The sequence below is a fragment of the Shewanella decolorationis genome (assembly GCF_004354305.1).
In the GTDB taxonomy this organism is placed as follows: domain Bacteria; phylum Pseudomonadota; class Gammaproteobacteria; order Enterobacterales; family Shewanellaceae; genus Shewanella; species Shewanella decolorationis.
In genome coordinates, this window is sequence record NZ_CP037898.1 from 3943760 (window position 1) to 3960450 (window position 16691).

The 16691-nt window shown below is 46.3% G+C and carries 11 protein-coding genes and 1 rRNA gene; 8 read left to right on the forward strand and 4 right to left on the reverse strand.

Features of this window, described 5'->3' with window-relative positions:
• Nucleotides 1-204: 204 nt before the first annotated feature.
• Nucleotides 205-2973, forward strand: a complete 2769-nt coding sequence (gene polA / locus EYR25_RS17605; protein ID WP_133181845.1) for a DNA polymerase I — start codon at nucleotides 205-207, stop codon at nucleotides 2971-2973.
• 990 nt (nucleotides 2974-3963) lie between these two features.
• Here the strand turns inward: polA and yihA are convergent.
• On the reverse strand, nucleotides 3964-4623 hold the full coding sequence (gene yihA, locus EYR25_RS17610) for a ribosome biogenesis GTP-binding protein YihA/YsxC (RefSeq protein WP_133181847.1): 660 nt from the start codon (nucleotides 4621-4623) through the stop codon (nucleotides 3964-3966).
• 169 nt (nucleotides 4624-4792) lie between these two features.
• Here yihA and EYR25_RS17615 point away from each other — a divergent pair, with 169 nt between their 5' ends.
• The 5 genes from EYR25_RS17615 (at nucleotide 4793) to hemN (ending at nucleotide 9694) form a co-directional block, all read left to right on the forward strand.
• On the forward strand, nucleotides 4793-5416 hold the full coding sequence (locus EYR25_RS17615) for a c-type cytochrome (RefSeq protein ID WP_133181849.1): 624 nt from the start codon (nucleotides 4793-4795) through the stop codon (nucleotides 5414-5416).
• An 832-nt stretch (nucleotides 5417-6248) separates the two neighbouring features.
• Nucleotides 6249-6887 (forward strand): class I SAM-dependent methyltransferase, encoded by a 639-nt coding sequence (locus EYR25_RS17625; RefSeq protein ID WP_133181854.1) that lies wholly within the window; start codon nucleotides 6249-6251, stop codon nucleotides 6885-6887.
• An 82-nt stretch (nucleotides 6888-6969) separates the two neighbouring features.
• Nucleotides 6970-7524 carry a Der GTPase-activating protein YihI gene (yihI, locus tag EYR25_RS17630; RefSeq protein WP_133181856.1) on the forward strand — a complete coding sequence of 185 codons (555 nt, stop codon included), beginning with the start codon at nucleotides 6970-6972 and terminating at the stop codon, nucleotides 7522-7524.
• Between the two features lie 68 nt (nucleotides 7525-7592).
• Nucleotides 7593-8060, forward strand: coding sequence for a DUF2489 domain-containing protein (locus EYR25_RS17635; RefSeq protein WP_133181858.1), 468 nt, complete (start codon nucleotides 7593-7595; stop codon nucleotides 8058-8060).
• 257 nt (nucleotides 8061-8317) lie between these two features.
• A complete protein-coding gene (gene hemN / locus EYR25_RS17640; RefSeq protein ID WP_133181860.1) occupies nucleotides 8318-9694 on the forward strand; it encodes an oxygen-independent coproporphyrinogen III oxidase in 1377 nt (458 codons plus the stop codon).
• Nucleotides 9695-9766: 72 nt separating this feature from the next.
• Here the strand turns inward: hemN and add are convergent, their stop codons facing one another.
• Entirely contained in the window at nucleotides 9767-10762 is a 996-nt protein-coding gene (add, locus tag EYR25_RS17645) for an adenosine deaminase (RefSeq protein WP_011718822.1), read from the reverse strand.
• A 211-nt stretch (nucleotides 10763-10973) separates the two neighbouring features.
• Here add and EYR25_RS17650 point away from each other — a divergent pair, with 211 nt between their 5' ends.
• Both EYR25_RS17650 and EYR25_RS17655 read left to right on the forward strand, forming a co-directional pair.
• Nucleotides 10974-12779 (forward strand): DUF885 domain-containing protein, encoded by a 1806-nt coding sequence (locus EYR25_RS17650; protein ID WP_133181862.1) that lies wholly within the window; start codon nucleotides 10974-10976, stop codon nucleotides 12777-12779.
• A 101-nt stretch (nucleotides 12780-12880) separates the two neighbouring features.
• A complete protein-coding gene (locus EYR25_RS17655) occupies nucleotides 12881-13894 on the forward strand; it encodes an alpha/beta fold hydrolase (RefSeq protein WP_088212751.1) in 1014 nt (337 codons plus the stop codon).
• Here the strand turns inward: EYR25_RS17655 and EYR25_RS17660 are convergent.
• Nucleotides 13851-16301 carry an EAL domain-containing protein gene (locus EYR25_RS17660; protein ID WP_133181864.1) on the reverse strand — a complete coding sequence of 817 codons (2451 nt, stop codon included), beginning with the start codon at nucleotides 16299-16301 and terminating at the stop codon, nucleotides 13851-13853. The genes EYR25_RS17655 and EYR25_RS17660 overlap by 44 nt on opposite strands.
• A 229-nt stretch (nucleotides 16302-16530) precedes the next feature.
• A 5S ribosomal RNA gene (gene rrf, locus EYR25_RS17665) occupies nucleotides 16531-16646 on the reverse strand.
• Between the last annotated feature and the right edge of the window lie 45 nt (nucleotides 16647-16691).

Consider the following 16691-nt stretch of genomic DNA (forward strand, 5'->3'; position numbering starts at 1 on the left):
TATTGAACTCACATAAATATTTTAAAAATATAAAAATCAACAACTTAAAAATATCGCACCAAGCCGTACACATCGCCATTATTCACAGTTGACTTTTTCACTCACAGAGTTATCCACAGGCTGAGAGTCAATTTGCCGTGGCTGAAATACCGTATCTGTGGCATGCTTACCGCCATCTAAGTCATCGATAAACGAAAATTACTTATGCCTACCATAGCCAATAACCCACTTGTCCTTGTGGATGGATCTTCTTATTTATACCGCGCCTATTATGCGCCTCCTCACCTGACAAACTCAAAGGGCGAAGCTACTGGTGCTGTTTATGGCGTAGTGAATATGCTCCGCAGCTTATTAAGCCGTTATCAACCTAGCCATATTGCAGTGGTGTTTGATGCTAAGGGCAAAACCTTCCGTAATGACTTATATGAAGAATACAAAGCGCATCGTCCACCTATGCCGGATGACCTGCGCTCACAAATAGAACCCCTGCACCGTATTATCCGCGCCTTGGGATTGCCCTTAATCTCCATTCCGGGTGTTGAGGCGGACGATGTTATCGGCACTATCGCTCGCCAAGCGAGCCGCGAAAACCGCGCCGTACTTATCAGCACTGGCGATAAAGACATGGCGCAGCTGGTTGATGAAAATATCACGCTGATCAACACCATGACAGATACCATTATGGGCCCTGAAGAGGTTGCGGCTAAATATGGTGTTGGCCCAGACAGAATTATCGATTTCTTGGCATTGATGGGCGATAAGGCAGATAACATTCCCGGTTTACCCGGTGTAGGCGAAAAAACCGCATTAGCCATGCTCACAGGGGCAGGCAGTGTCGCCAATTTGCTTGCAGAGCCCGAAAAAGTCACCGAATTAGGCTTTAGGGGCGCAAAAACCATGGCGGCGAAAATCATTGACAATGCCGACATGCTAAAACTGTCCTATGAGCTTGCCACCATTAAAACCGATGTTGAGCTCGAACAGGATTGGCACGAACTTACCGCCAAACCCGCAGATAGAGACGAACTGATCAAGTGCTACGGCGAGATGGAATTTAAACGCTGGCTTGCCGAAGTCTTAGATAATAAGGCACCAACGACAGCCACAGCAAAAGTCGAAACGGCAGAAATCCAAGAAGAATCAACGCCCAGCGTCACGATTGAAACCCAATATGATACGATTCTGACCGAAGCTCAACTCGATGAGTGGATTGCCAAACTCAAGCAAGCGCCATTAATGGCCGTGGATACCGAGACCACCAGCCTCGACTATATGGTTGCGGAATTGGTTGGCCTGTCCTTTGCTGTTGAAGCAGGTAAAGCCGCTTATCTACCTCTAACACACGATTATGTTGGCGCGCCTCAACAATTAGATAAACAGATTGCACTCGAAAAGCTGCGCCCGATACTCGAAGACGCCAAGATCAAAAAAGTCGGTCAAAACCTGAAATATGATATCAGCGTATTGGCCAATGCCGGCATAAAACTCCAAGGCGTGGTATTCGACACTATGCTCGAATCCTATGTGTTTAACTCGGTCGCCTCACGCCATGATATGGATGGGCTGGCGCTTAAATACCTAGGCCATAAAAATATCGCCTTTGAAGATATCGCGGGTAAAGGCGCTAAACAGCTGACCTTCAACCAAATTCCACTCGAAACAGCAGCGCCCTATGCGGCGGAAGATGCCGATATTACCCTGCGTCTTCATCAACATTTGTGGCCAAGGCTCGAAAAAGAAACCGAATTAGCCTCGGTCTTTACCGATATTGAACTGCCGCTGATCCAAATACTGTCCGATATTGAGCGCCAAGGTGTGTTTATCGATAGCATGTTGCTTGGTCAACAGAGTGATGAACTGGCGCGTAAAATCGATGAGTTAGAAACAAAAGCTTATGATATTGCTGGTGAAAAATTCAATTTAAGCTCACCAAAGCAACTGCAAGTACTGTTTTTTGAAAAGCTGGGTTATCCGGTCATTAAAAAGACTCCTAAGGGCGCACCGTCTACTGCGGAAGAAGTGCTGGTTGAATTGGCACTGGATTTCCCTCTGCCCAAAGTGATCCTTGAACATAGAAGCCTGACCAAGTTAAAGAGTACTTACACCGACAAGCTCCCCTTAATGGTGAACGCGAAAACGGGTCGGGTACATACAAGCTACCATCAGGCCAACGCCGCAACGGGGCGTTTATCCTCGAGCGAACCTAATCTACAAAATATTCCTATCCGCACCGAGGAAGGCCGCCGTATTCGCCAGGCCTTTATTGCGCCTCAAGGGCGTAAGATTTTAGCCGCCGACTATTCACAGATTGAACTAAGGATCATGGCGCATTTATCCCAAGATGCAGGCTTACTCAAAGCCTTCGCCGAAGGTAAAGACATTCACAGAGCCACCGCCGCCGAAGTATTTGGCACCGACTTTGACAGTGTCACCTCGGAGCAGCGTCGCCGCGCCAAAGCCGTTAACTTTGGCCTTATCTATGGCATGTCCGCCTTTGGATTGGCGCGTCAGCTCGATATTCCCCGCAACGAGGCACAAACCTATATCGACACTTACTTCGCCCGCTATCCAGGCGTATTAAGGTATATGGAAGAAACACGAGCCAGTGCAGCAGAACTTGGCTATGTCTCTACGCTATTTGGTCGCCGTTTGTATTTACCCGAAATTCGCGATCGTAATGCAATGCGCCGTCAAGCGGCAGAAAGGGCCGCGATTAACGCCCCAATGCAAGGCACCGCCGCAGATATCATTAAAAAAGCCATGATCAGCATTGCCGATTGGATAAAAACCGATACCCAAGGTGAAATCGCCATGATTATGCAAGTCCACGACGAATTAGTGTTCGAAGTCGATGCCGATAAAGCCGAAGCACTCAAGCTCAAGGTGTGTGAACTCATGGCCAAAGCGGCCAATCTGGACGTGGAGCTTCTGGCGGAAGCCGGTATTGGTGATAACTGGGATCAAGCCCACTAGCATTCAAACTCTAGTCTTTAGCTTCTAACATTGAGTTTTACCCAAACAAGGCTTATCCATTATCGGATGGGCCTTTATATTTGGTGCGACTTTTAGGCACCGCTAAACTCGACGTTGCAAAGAACAACATAACGAGAAGTTGCTTACGCAGTCGAATCCCCTGATGGCTCAACCGCCTCAAGAGCTGGAAACAGCATTTGACTCTCCATACAATGCTCCCCGTAACCAAATGCAATCCTCCCCCTCAATTCTCGATGCTTCAACGCCTCTATAAGCAAAACCTTTTATCCGCGTGACAGTCCACATAAGCCTAAACAATCGTTCGCTGATGGATACAACCCAGAACAATCACCAAAATAGAGTAAAAACATTAAATCTGAAAAACTGATCAATTCTGTAGTAAAAATACGGTCTATTTAGCTAAATCAGTGGCTTAAATGCCTTTTGTGAAAAAATAAGATCAAACAACGCTGGTTTTTTCATCTAAAACTTGAGATCTACCGCACACAATTATCACTTTTTCAAAAAAACTGTTTTCCATTTAGAGATAAATAGCGTATTATTCTCTGCGTAGGGTACAGAGGTTAAGATGTTCTATCTTTCAGACCTTTATTTCACTTATAGTGACGAGCCAAATTCTGGCGCCCCAGCAACTTGTTTGCTGGGGCTTTTTTTTTGCTCTTTTTTCGGCCTAGGGATGATTTCAACAAAGGCGAGTAAATTTTAGAGTATTTACTTTAATAAAAGGTAAATTCGATGTATGCTGTCTTCATTGAGAACCATTGAAGGTAATTTGATGGTGCTTGAGTCTTGTTGAATTTAGCTTCTCCCCAAAAGAGCTAAAATTTTGGCCGGTGACTAATGTTATCGGCTATTTTTTTGCCCAAAATTTGCGTGGTGAAATCGATTGTTTTATAAGGAAATATAACGGGATATCGCAGGGGAAGATGGCCGAATGCACTCAAGGCATCCGACCATAAAGCAAAAGGCTTACTCGGCGTCGTCTTGGTCTTCTAACTCATCGGCCAACCATTGCGGATGACACCATTCATTTAAGATACTCAGCACTTTAGGTTTGCCCGTGCCCTTGAGCGCAGAAAAAGGTTCAACCTGTACCCAATCACCAAACTCAACCAGCGCTTTACGCACTTCGTTTACGGTTTTCATCTTCGCACTTTGCGCCAATTTATCGGACTTAGTCAGTAATGCGAGTACTGGAATTTCACTCGCAACCGCCCATTCAATCATCTGCATATCCAGATCTTTCAACGGATGACGAATATCCATCAATACCACAACGCCACTTAAGCACGCACGCTTCTGCAAATATTCGCCGAGGGACTGTTGCCACTTTAATTTCATCGCCAAAGGCACTTGGGCAAAACCATAACCCGGTAAATCGACTAATCGGCGCTGTGCATCGAGTTCAAATACGTTTATTAGCTGAGTTCGACCTGGCGTTTTACTGGTACGCGCTAAGTTTTTCTGCTCAGTTAATGCATTGAGTGCACTCGATTTTCCGGCATTGGAGCGACCAGCAAAAGCAATCTCAACACCAACGTCGCCGGGCAGATATTGATCCAAATGTGCAATGTCAGGTGCACTGATTAAAAACTTCGCCCTGCGAAAATCTATATGAGATTCAGTCACTATTTACTCCAATATATTTACTGCGCAATACCATAATTTATGAAGAATTGCTTACTTTTCCACGTTTTCGTGTAAAATATTACCCCGATCACATTAAACATATTTTACCACGCTTGCGGGTCACCCTAGTAAGCTCAGGATAATAATCTTAACCAGAAGTTGGAACGCCATGAAAAAGTTAGCTCTTGCGCTGTCTGTTGTAGTTGCCGCCATATCTTCACCTGCGATTGCTGAAGGTAATGCTGAAGCGGGAAAAACTAAAGTTATCGTTTGTTCTGCATGTCACGGCATGGACGGTAACAGTATGATCGATATGTACCCTAAGCTTGCGGGCCAACACGCCACATACCTCCAAAAGCAACTACATGATTTCCGTAGTGCGGCGCAATCTGGCGGTAAAGATGGTCGTATGGATCCTATCATGAGTGGTATGGCAATGCCTCTTAGTGATCAAGATATTCTCGACATTACTGCATATTTCTCTACTCAAGCAATCCAAGTTGCTGAGGTGAAAGATGTTCCTGAGCTAGGTGCAAAACTTTACAAAGGTGGTGATGTGTCACGCGGCATCACTGCATGTATGGCATGTCACGGTCCAGATGGTAAAGGTGCTGAATCAGCAGGTTTCCCCGCATTAGCTGGTCAACACGCTAACTATATCAAGATCCAACTGACTAAGTTCCGTGATGCAGGTCGTCACAATGACCTCAATGGCATGATGCAAGATGTCGCGAAAAAGTTAAGCGACAGCGATATCGATGCATTATCTAAGTATTTAGCGAGTCTGAAGTAAGACTTCGCGATGAAAAGGGTGCATAGTCACCCTTTTTTAACGTCACAAAGTTTACGTTAACGTAAACTGAAAAAGATTCATGCTTGACATAGATCACAGATTTGGGTTTAATAAGCCCCGTACCGAGATAAACCCATCTGTTTGTACAAATAAATTAATAATAACTTGCAGATTTCGGTATAATTAACATTTAAGATATAAGAATAAAGACTCTCAATAACAACAATATAACTAAGACCACTCTCTAATAATAACAAGAGCAGTGATTTCGCTTTGAAATCCAGGTCAGTACATTTTTGTAAGGGATGGCCGATAACGCCAATTTGCGATAAGCAAATCGCCTTACACTCAGGGTAACTTGCCCCATCAGGACACAGTTTGAATGAATCAAACTGTAGCAAAGGAAGCTAATAGCTTTGGATGCACTGGCTGGAAGCTTGTTATCACTGGAAGGTACTTTAAGCAACATGGATGGTTAACTTTACGTCATTGATGACGCTGTAATAAAGATGTGTCTTGAGACCATCTACGGAAACTGTGGTCTGGATGGCGACAGAAACTAATTAAGTGTCTGGAAGACCGATAACTAAAATGATGCAGGGAAAGCAGTAAAAAAAAGAAGGATACCGACCGGGAAAGTCGCATAGCAAGTAAGGATACTTGGAATCAGAATAGGGTGCAAAATGCACCGTTTGTAAGGCGGCAGTCTAACTGCCGCTTTTTTTCTTTGTTTTTCTTTGTGATGATCCACTAACAAACCCTCCGACCAGAAAGTGCACTTCCGCAATATAATTGTTACAATCAAGACCTTAATACTTTTCTAGTTGACTCAATGCGCAGATGTCCCCTTTGTCATAGCACGCAAACACTGTTGCTCCTTCAGGACAAGAAACGGTGTTTTTATGTTTGCCAGACATGCGGGCTCACCTTTGCTGACGCAAATAGCCATCTTCCTCCCGCGGCAGAAAAACAACGTTATGGCCGTTCACGGATTGCCGCCAAACAGCGCCAACTATCGCAATTTATTTTGCCGTTACTAGAACAAATACAATTGCAGCAAAAAGGGAGTCTTACGGGGTTAAATTTTGGACGCGTGTTAGATCAAACCAGTTTGGCGACCATTGAATCGGCGGGACACACTTTCAAGCAGTATGATCCTTTTTTCGCGCCAGACCACGAAACACTCAAGCAAGAGTATGATTTTATTTGCTGCTACCGAGTTTTTGAGCATTTTCAGCATCCCAGCAGAGAATGGAGTCTACTGACCCGTTTACTCAAATCGGGCGGCTGGTTAGCGATTAGCACACCCTTATTAATTGATTTAGAAGGCTTTGCTAAATGGCATTATAAAAACAATCTCACTCACGTGAGTTTTTACCAAAGACAAACCTTTGAATACCTGGCGAGTAATAGTGATTTTGAACTATTATTTGCCGCGAAAGACCTCGTTTTGATGCAAAAAACATCATAATCTGGTATAACAGCCGACCGAATTTAGTACCGAGTCGATCCCGTATCGGCTAGGCCACACGTTGTAAACAATTGAGAAAATCATGTCTCGTAGCAAGAAAACACGCAAGGGCGGCGAGAATAGCCCTAAATTACAGCCAAGAGTGAAAAAGCAGGACCGTGCAGAAGTCACAGGCAAGCGCGCCGAAAAGGGCAATAAGTCTGGCAGTCGTCATAATGAAGCGCTTATCAATGCTCAAGCACCACAGAAAAAGGCAGCTCAGAGCAAAGATCCTCGCCATGGCAGCAAAAAGCCTGTGGCATTGGCTTTACCAACTGCAACAGAAAAGCCTGCCACACCAAAGGTTAAGCAACCCAAGTTAACCGACGAGCAAAAGCTGCTGAAGTTGGAAGAAGATCCAAGACTGAACCAGTTGCTCGATATGCTGGAAGAAGGCCGTAACTTAAGTAATGACGACCAACAATGGTTAGATCAGCAGCTGAATAAGATTGAAGCCCTGATGATTAAATTGGGTATCAGCGATGAGCTAGAAGATGAAGCGCCTGCGAAAAAATCAAAAGTCGATTCAGATGATGACCTGTTTGATCGCTTTGAATCTGGTGCCGAACTGCTAAAAGATTATCAAGATAAGTTTTAAATCTTAGAGAGTGCATAAAAACAAAGCGCGATGTCTTTGTTTTTATGCTGTCTAAACAAGGAGTTTACGTGTCTACCACTCTTATCCTGCTTGGTTTTATCATCATTGTTACCCTCAGTAGCTACGCCACCTTCTTACTCCTCAAACTCAAGCAACAGAAACAACGCCAACAGGCGCTCACTGCCGAACGTGAAGCGGCGGCAAACGCGAAGCGCGCCCAAGTACTGGAAGATATTCGTTATATCGCCACCGCCATGATTGACGACCGCTGCGAAATCTCTGAAGGCGTGGTGAGAATTGGCCGTTTATTTGAAATTTTATCCTTAAGCGAGCGGGTTGCGCCTGAGTTCCCAGCATTCTTCCAACACTTTGAGCTGATTAAAGATCACCCGATTATGGAAGCTCGCCAAGCCCTGCCGAAGCAAGAGCGGATGAAGCTCGATTTTGTCCGCATGAAATCTGAAGCAGAACTGGCCGAAGGCATTACCGCCGATGCCAAAAAGCTCTCCAGTTATCAGTTAAAAGCCCCGCATTAAGCTGACCACATTAGCCTCAAGGTCAAACCTAGGCTTTGAGGCCCAATCTCTCCCGCATTTCTTTTCCCACACAGAGTACGGCTTCCCGTGAGCCTGTGCACAAAACCTCCAAAAAACAACAGACATTGGCTCCTTTTTCATAGATATTGCGTAACTTCTAAAAGGACAGACATCATTTTTACAACCTAGATCAAGGTTATTTGACTAAGAACCTTGCATACTTCGCTTGTTGCTAATTTACCCTCGGAGGACACGCCTTGAAGCAGCCCACTCAGATAAGCTGGGATCAGTCGATGATCGAAAAATATAACTACAGCGGTCCCCGTTACACCTCTTACCCAACGGCGCTGGAGTTCGATGATTCATTCACTGAACAAAACCTGTTAACGGCGATTGAAAACAGTAAGAGTGACAAACTGTCGCTGTATATTCACATCCCCTTCTGCGCCAAACTTTGCTACTACTGTGGCTGTAATAAAGTTATCACTCGCCACGCCCACAAGGCCGATCAATATATCGAGTATTTGAGCCACGAAATTATTAAGCGCGCTCCGCTGTTTAAGCACTACACTGTCACCCAAATGCACTGGGGCGGCGGCACGCCAACCTTCTTAAATCCTGAGCAAATTCTGAAGTTAACTGACTTGATCAAGGCTAACTTTAACTTTGCCGCTGAAGGTGAGTTCTCTATCGAAGTTGACCCGCGTGAAATTGAGCTTTCAATGCTCGATACCTTAAAAGAAGCGGGCTTTAACCGCATTTCTATCGGGGTGCAGGACTTCAATAAAGAAGTACAAGTCGCGGTTAACCGTGAGCAGGACGAGCAATTTATTTTCGATTTAATGGCCAAAGCCAAGGCCATGGGATTTGTCTCAACCAATATCGACTTAATTTACGGTCTGCCACATCAGACACCCGAAACATTCGCCACCACCATGCAGCGCGTGTTAGACCTGTCGCCCGATCGCCTCTCTGTGTTCAACTATGCCCACTTACCCGCACGTTTTGCCGCGCAGCGTAAGATTAAAGATGAACATTTACCTTCGCCAAAACAAAAGCTTGAGATGTTGCATCAAACTATCGAGACTTTAACTGGCGCGGGTTATCAATACATTGGTATGGACCACTTCGCGAAGCCTGACGATGAGCTGGCTAAGTTACAACGCGAAGGCAAACTGCACCGCAACTTCCAGGGTTATACCACCCAAGAAGAATGCGACTTGCTTGGCCTTGGCGTGTCTTCAATCAGTCAAATTGGCGATTGTTATGCGCAAAACCAGAAGGACATTCGCCCTTACTACGAAGCAATCGATAAAGATGGCCATGCGCTGTGGAAAGGTTGTAGCCTGAACCGTGACGACGAAATCCGCCGCGTCGTAATCAAACAACTCATCTGCCACTTCGATTTAGATATGGCGAAAATGGATGACAAACTAGGTATTAAGTTTGAGGAATACTTCGCCGAAGACTTAAAACTGCTGCAAACCTTTATCGATGATAAATTAGTCGACGTCACCGACAGAAAGATCACCATCAGTCCCACAGGCCGTCTGTTGATCCGCAATATCTGTATGTGCTTCGACCTTTACTACCGTCAAAAAGCACGTCAACAACAGTTCTCCCGTGTGATCTAACACTGGCGCATCTCCAATAAAAAAATCCGACTCAAATGTCGGATTTTTTTATTGGGAAATAAAGCAGCTTACTTAAGCTTTCGCCGCATACAGCGCCTTGCGCTCACTCTCGGATAAAAACGCCATTTCCACCCCGTTGCGTTGCACCTGAGCCAGCTCTGCATCGCTTAGACCTAGTTCAGACTTGGCAATGCGGTATTCATGCTTAATATCAATCGCACTCACCCCCGGATCATCGGTGTTAAGGCTTATCAACACACCCGCATCCATAAAGGTTCTGAAGGGATGTTCAGCATAGGAAGACACAGTCGATGTGTGCAGGTTGCTGGTTGGGCAAGATTCGATACCGATACGGTGTTTAGCGAGATATTCCATCAGCTTAGGATCGTGAATCGCATTCACACCATGGCCGATACGTGTCGCGCCCAGCTCCTGAATCGCTTGCCACATACTTTGTGAACCCGCCGCTTCCCCCGCATGGGCGGTAATGGCTAAGCCCGCGTCTCGCACTCGCTTAAAGTGCTCGTTAAACAATTCGCCAGGGAAGCCAAGCTCATCGCCGGCTAAATCCATCGCGACTAAATGTTGTTTATGGGCGAGCAGGCCTTCAAGCTCCTGAGTACAAGCGGCTTGGCCAAAAGAGCGCGACATAATCCCGATAAGATTGATTTTAACTTGGTAATCTTTCAGACCGGCTTTTACCCCATCGATAACCGCTTCAACCACACCTTCAATCGGTAGCTTATGGTTCATCGCCATGTAATATGGACTAAAACGCAGCTCCGCATAATCAAGGCCAGATAACGCCGCATCCGCCACGTTTTCATAGGCGACACGTTTTACCGCATCTAAATCAGCGAGAACGGCCACCATCCAGTCAAGCTTCTTCAAGAAGGCGACTAAGCTGGTTTCTTTCCCCTGAATTTGTACAAATGGCGCGAGAGTCTCTAAAGAATCGGCAGGCAAAGCAATGCCGTGTTGATGTCCGAGTTCCCAAATGGTGTTCACTCGCACGTTACCATCTAAGTGACGATGCAAATCCACCAATGGAATGGATGTATTGATCATAATTAACCCCTATGTGAACTACCCAGCCAATGCTTTTGTTATTTGGTCTAGGGCGGATACTAAGTTTAACACGCATTCTTGGGTGGCACTTAGCTAAGGGCGGGATTTAAATTCACATTCAGTCACAATTCTGCTTAATATGCGTACAAGAATCTGTGGTAAACCTCAGGCATAATGACTTCAATAACAACGAAAATATCCGAGATAAATCATGCATAAACTCTTTACCCCAAGCTTACTGCTTTGCGCCCTGAGTGCCTGTAGCGCGGCTCAGCCCCCGTCAGCTCCAACCACACAGACAACCGTGGCTGTTGCACAGTCCACGGCCAAGACTATGGCACCCGCACTGCAAGCGATTGTGGATCAAAGTTGGCAACTCCAACTCAGTGCCAGCCCTGAGATGGCCTATGGAATGGGGGATAAGAGTGCTGCGGGTAAACTGCAAGACCTATCCCCAGAAGCCTTAGCCAAGCTCAATCAAGGGCAAATTGCCATTCTCACCCAATTGAAAGCACTGGATCGCAGCAAGCTGAGTAAAGAGGATAAAATCAACGCCCAAATCCTCGAAGATCAGATCCAAAACGAGGTAGACCTGTATAAATACAAGGACTACTACCTGCCAATCACCGCAGAGAGTGGCTTCCACGCCTATATATCTTCGATTGCACAAGGACGCTTCAACACCCTAGAGGATTACCAAAACTACCTAGGCAAGCTTAAGGCACTACCGACCTATTTTGCCCAGCAAACCCATTGGTTAAAACAAGGCTTAAAGGAAGGCATTACACCGCCTCGAGCAACGCTCAAGGGATTTGAAAACAGCATTAGTGCTTATATCTTACCGGTAGAGAAAAGCAGTTATTTCAAGCCTTTTACTCAGTACCCCAGCCACTTTACCGAGGCACAAAAAGCGCAGCTCACCCAAGAAGGCCGAGCATCAGTCGAACAGAATGTGCTCCCGACCTATCAGGCTTTTTATGATTTTATGACTCAGGAGTATATGCCCAACACCCGGGAAAATATTGCCGCCAACAGCTTACCCGATGGTGATGCCTTCTATGAGAACCGCGTTCGCTACTACACGACCTTAAATATGACCTCGGCCGAAGTGCACGAACTCGGTTTAAAAGAAGTAAAGCGTATCCGCCAGGAAATGGAGCAAGTCATTAAGTCTGTAGGCTTTAAAGGCAGCTTTGCCGACTTTTTACATTTCTTAAGAACCGATCCCCAGTTTTACACCACCAGTGCGGATCAGCTCCTGAAAGAAGCGGCCTTTATTGCCAAAAAAGCCGATGCCATGTTGCCAAAATATTTTGGTAAATTGCCACGCAAACCCTATGGTATCGCTCCAGTGCCGGCCGAAATCGCCCCCAAATACACCTCAGGCCGTTATTCAGGCTCTAATCGTGATGACGAGCCGGGTTACTATTGGGTTAATACCTACGCCTTAGATAAGCGCCCGCTCTATGAACTCGAAGCACTCACGCTGCACGAAGCGGTGCCAGGGCATCATCTGCAGATTTCACTTAACTCCGAACTGAGCTCATTGCCTGATTTTCGTCGCTACAGCTATATTTCGGCCTTTGGTGAAGGTTGGGGGTTGTATAGCGAATACTTAGGCTTAGAAGCGGGATTCTATCAAGATCCTTACAGTAACTTTGGACGTCTCACTTACGAGATGTGGCGCGCAGCTCGCCTCGTTGTCGATACGGGGATGCACGCCCAAGGCTGGAGTCGAGAGCAAGCCATCGAGTTTATGGCGAGCAACACGGCGTTGTCGCTCCATAATGTGACTACTGAGATTGATCGTTACATTACTTGGCCAGGGCAAGCGCTCTCCTACAAAATTGGTGAGCTCACCATTAAACGCCTGCGCGCGAAAGCCGAGCAAGCCTTAGGCGATAAATTTGATATTCGTGCCTTCCACGACGCCGTATTAGAGAATGGTTCTGTGCCTATGTCGGTGCTGGAGCAGCAGATAAACGACTTTATCGAAACGCAAAAAGCCGCGATTTAAGCTCATCCAAGGGAGCGGGTATTTTCCTGCTCCCTTTCCTGCCCGCCCCAGTTCTCTGATACACTCTAGCAAACCTTTTTGCCCGAGATGTGCGACAGAGTATGAGCCAAACGCCCCTAAACTTTCCAAGGGAAGAGTTTTCCAAGGTAGCTTTTTCAACGGAACACGATTTAAATACTTCTGAACAGCAAGCCTTTTGGCAAACCGTTGTCCAAGACACACTCAAAACGCCCGATGGATTAACCTTGGCCTATATGATGGTCAAGCATCCCAAGGCCCATGCCAGCATAGTCATCAGCAGCGGCCGGGTTGAATCCTACTTAAAGTATCAAGAATTGGTATTTGACCTGTATCAGCAAGGCTATTCGGTGTTTGCCATCGATCACCGCGGCCAAGGGTTATCGAGCCGCATGACGGCCAACCCCCATCAAGGCCACGTGCGGCGGTTTAATGACTATATCGACGACTTTGCACTATTTATGCAAACCGTTGTACTCAAACATGCCACTTCGCCACTGTTCTTGCTCGGACATTCCATGGGCGGCGCCATCGGTACCTTGTATCTCAAACAACATCCGGATGTGTTTACCGCGGCGGCATTCTCAGCCCCCATGTATGGTATTAAGTTACCTATGCCCAAAGGATTTGTCCGTTGGCTTGCGAGTAAGCTCGATACCAGTCTCAACGGCGGAGAGCCTAACTACGTCCTCAGCGGGCAAAACTATAAGGCGGCTCCCTTTAAGGGAAATGATCTCACCCATTGCCAGAGTCGTTATCAAGCCTACCGAGAGTTGTACGATGCGGCGCCAAAGTTGCAGTTAGGCTCACCCACTAACCGCTGGTTGACTGAATCCTTAGATGCGGCCGATGCCTGTGTCTTGGCCACGGCACATATCCGTACGCCCATTCTGATCCTGCAAGCCAGTGAGGATAAGATTGTCGACAATGCCGCACAAAATCTGGCGGTCAGCTCAAATTGCCAATTAAAAGTGATTGCAGGGGCTGCCCATGAGATTTTTATGGAGAAAGATAGCTACCGTAATCAAGCGCTTAATTACGCACTCGACTTTTTTAAACGCTACGCAACAAGGGACGTGGACAAACAAGCTGTTTAAAGTCATTAACGCTTAAAGCGCGGGCAATATTGTAGCCTTGGAAATGGGTACAACCTAAGCGGCTAAATAACTGCTGTTGCTCTGATGATTCGACACCTTTAGCAACGATAGGCAAGTTAAAGGCTTGTACCGACTGAATCAGCGCTTGGCTCCAGCTCGCATCATTAATTAAATTAGCGGCACAATGTAAATCGAGCTTCACCTCATTCAAAGGATAATGACGCAAGCAACTCAAGGCGCCCTTTCCTGCACCAAAGTTATCTAGAGTTATTGCCACCCCAGCTTCTGCGAGCAGACTGATCCTCGGCTGAATAAAGGCTTCAGCCGTTAATAATGCACTCTCATTGAGCTCAATCCCCAATTGTTGTTCACTGAGCTGATGGGCATTCACTAACGCCACCAATTGCTCGACAAACTCAGCTTTGCAGAAAGATAAGGTACTAATATTCAGAGTTAAACGTGGCAGGTTAATACCCTGCTGTTTCAATTGCTTAATCAACTGGCAAACGCGCGTAGCGACATTTAAATCGAGCGATGCAATCAAACCATGGCGCTCGGCTAAATCAATAAATTTAGCGACCGGGACAACTTCCCCATCCGCTAAATACCATCGGGATAACACCTCAGCCGACACTATCTTGCCTTGCATATCCACCACAGGCTGGAACATTAACGACAACTGATTTTCGGCTATCGCTCGCTCTAATCTGTTCAATAAAGAGGATTCAGAATCCTGCGAGCGTTCTAAATCTGGGTGATAGAAAGCACAACTTGCGTGTTCACTAGACTTAGCATGCTGCATCGCGAGCTCTGCACGTCGCACGGCGAGTTCTGGCGCAAGCGTATCCACAGAATCTAATAAGCAAATCCCAATATTCACATTTAAACGAAAATCGTGTTCACCATAATGGAAGGGACGAGTGGCGATTTGTTTAAGCTCAGTTGCCAACGCCAAGGCTCGACGTCCAGCCATATTCGCATCAGCAGCCAACTCCTTAGCTAACAAGGCGAATCGGCCCAATTCGATATGAGCAATCACAATATTTTCAGCAAAATAACTCGAGAGCCTTGCACTTAATTGTGACAACAATCGCTCAAGCTCATGGGGTGTGAGAGTGTCGTTCGCCCCAAGGGTTTCGACATTGAGTAATAACAAAGCCCCCCATTGTCCCGCACTGGTTCGTTGATTAAGGTATTGGGATAACTGCGCCATAAAGATTTCAGGGAGCATCTTCGGCCCTGCCACAGATTGCTTCACTAATTCGGCAATCGCAGCATGGTTTCGCTCACTCTCAGAGACATCAACATGAATGCCGATCATTCGAGTCGGCCGGCCAAGTTGGTCCCAATCGACCAACATGCCACGGTCAAATACCCAGACATAATGGCCATCGCGATGCAGTAAACGATGCACACTCTCAAATTCTTTTGTCTTGCCACTGACATACTCTTGCAAACAGTCCAACACGGCTTGCTTATCATCGGGATGCAAACGCGTTTCCCATGTTTGGAATGCACCTTCAAGCTCATCGGGCTGATAGCCAATCATTTCCTTCCAACGATCAGAAAGGAACACTTCGTCAGTACGCAAATCCCAATCCCAAATACCGTTACGCGAACCTTCAACCGCAAATAACCAGCGCTGTTCACTATCATTGAGCTGCTTAACTGCACGCCCAAGATGTTCATGAACCCGCTGCAGTGTCGTTTGTAGAGACAAGACCTCGGAGGCACTCCAAGGCACTTGGGTCGAAAACTCGGGAGTGCCCACATGCTTTGCCGATTCGCTTAACATTTTGAAAGGACGGATCAAGAGGTAATATAAAACAAAGGTAAAACCGATTAATAGCAGCGCGCCGAGCCCCCAGACGCGCATAAATCGTTGTTGTAATTCGGTTGAAGCTTTAGCCACTAACGGCGCGAGATCAGACTCAAGATAGATAAGCTCGGTCGCTCCAGGATATTGAGCATCGACGGGATAATAGGCCTGAATCGATAATCGGTTTGGATTTATTGAAATACTCGCCTGTCCAGATTGCACCACGGCATGATGCCGAACCACATCGTAACCATCAATCACTTCAATGGCATTGCTATCACGCCAAACAGTATGATTAGCAAAGCGAATGCGGCTATTCGCATCCAGCAAGATATAAACCATGACATTCATATCTAAAGTTGCCAGAGAGACTTCCTGCTCGATACGTTCAACATCTTGTAACGCTTGCGCCGACTGCACTATCGTTTGCATACGTAAAAGTTGCTGCTTTATCTGGCTCACCTGGCGATCGGCCAGTTCATTACGTACCAGCTCGCTCTCATAGAAATACTCAGCCGTAACCAACACTAAATAAAGTGCCAGCATGCAGACAGGTATCAATACTGCGAGCGAGAGTTTACGAAGCATGGGTAGCTAAATGTCTTTAATAAAAAGATGGACGCCTCGTATGCTAACGGGAAACCCGTTACTAAGCAAAAAGACTTAACATAAGTGGAGTTATTTTAGACTAAATACGCTAATCGGTTGAAAGAACCGCTAGCTAACGAGACGATAAAGTGAGGAATTGAAAATAAGTTGATGAAACAGAAAAACAAAAAAGCCAGCTTATGCAGCTGGCTTCATTGTTTAATTAGGCGCTTGGCGATGACCTACTCTCACATGGGGAGACCCCACACTACCATCGGCGCGATTGCGTTTCACTTCTGAGTTCGGGATGGGTTCAGGTGGGACCACAATGCTATTGTCACCAAGCAAATTTGNTATTCACTACCCGTCTTATTGTCGCAGGCAGTAAAT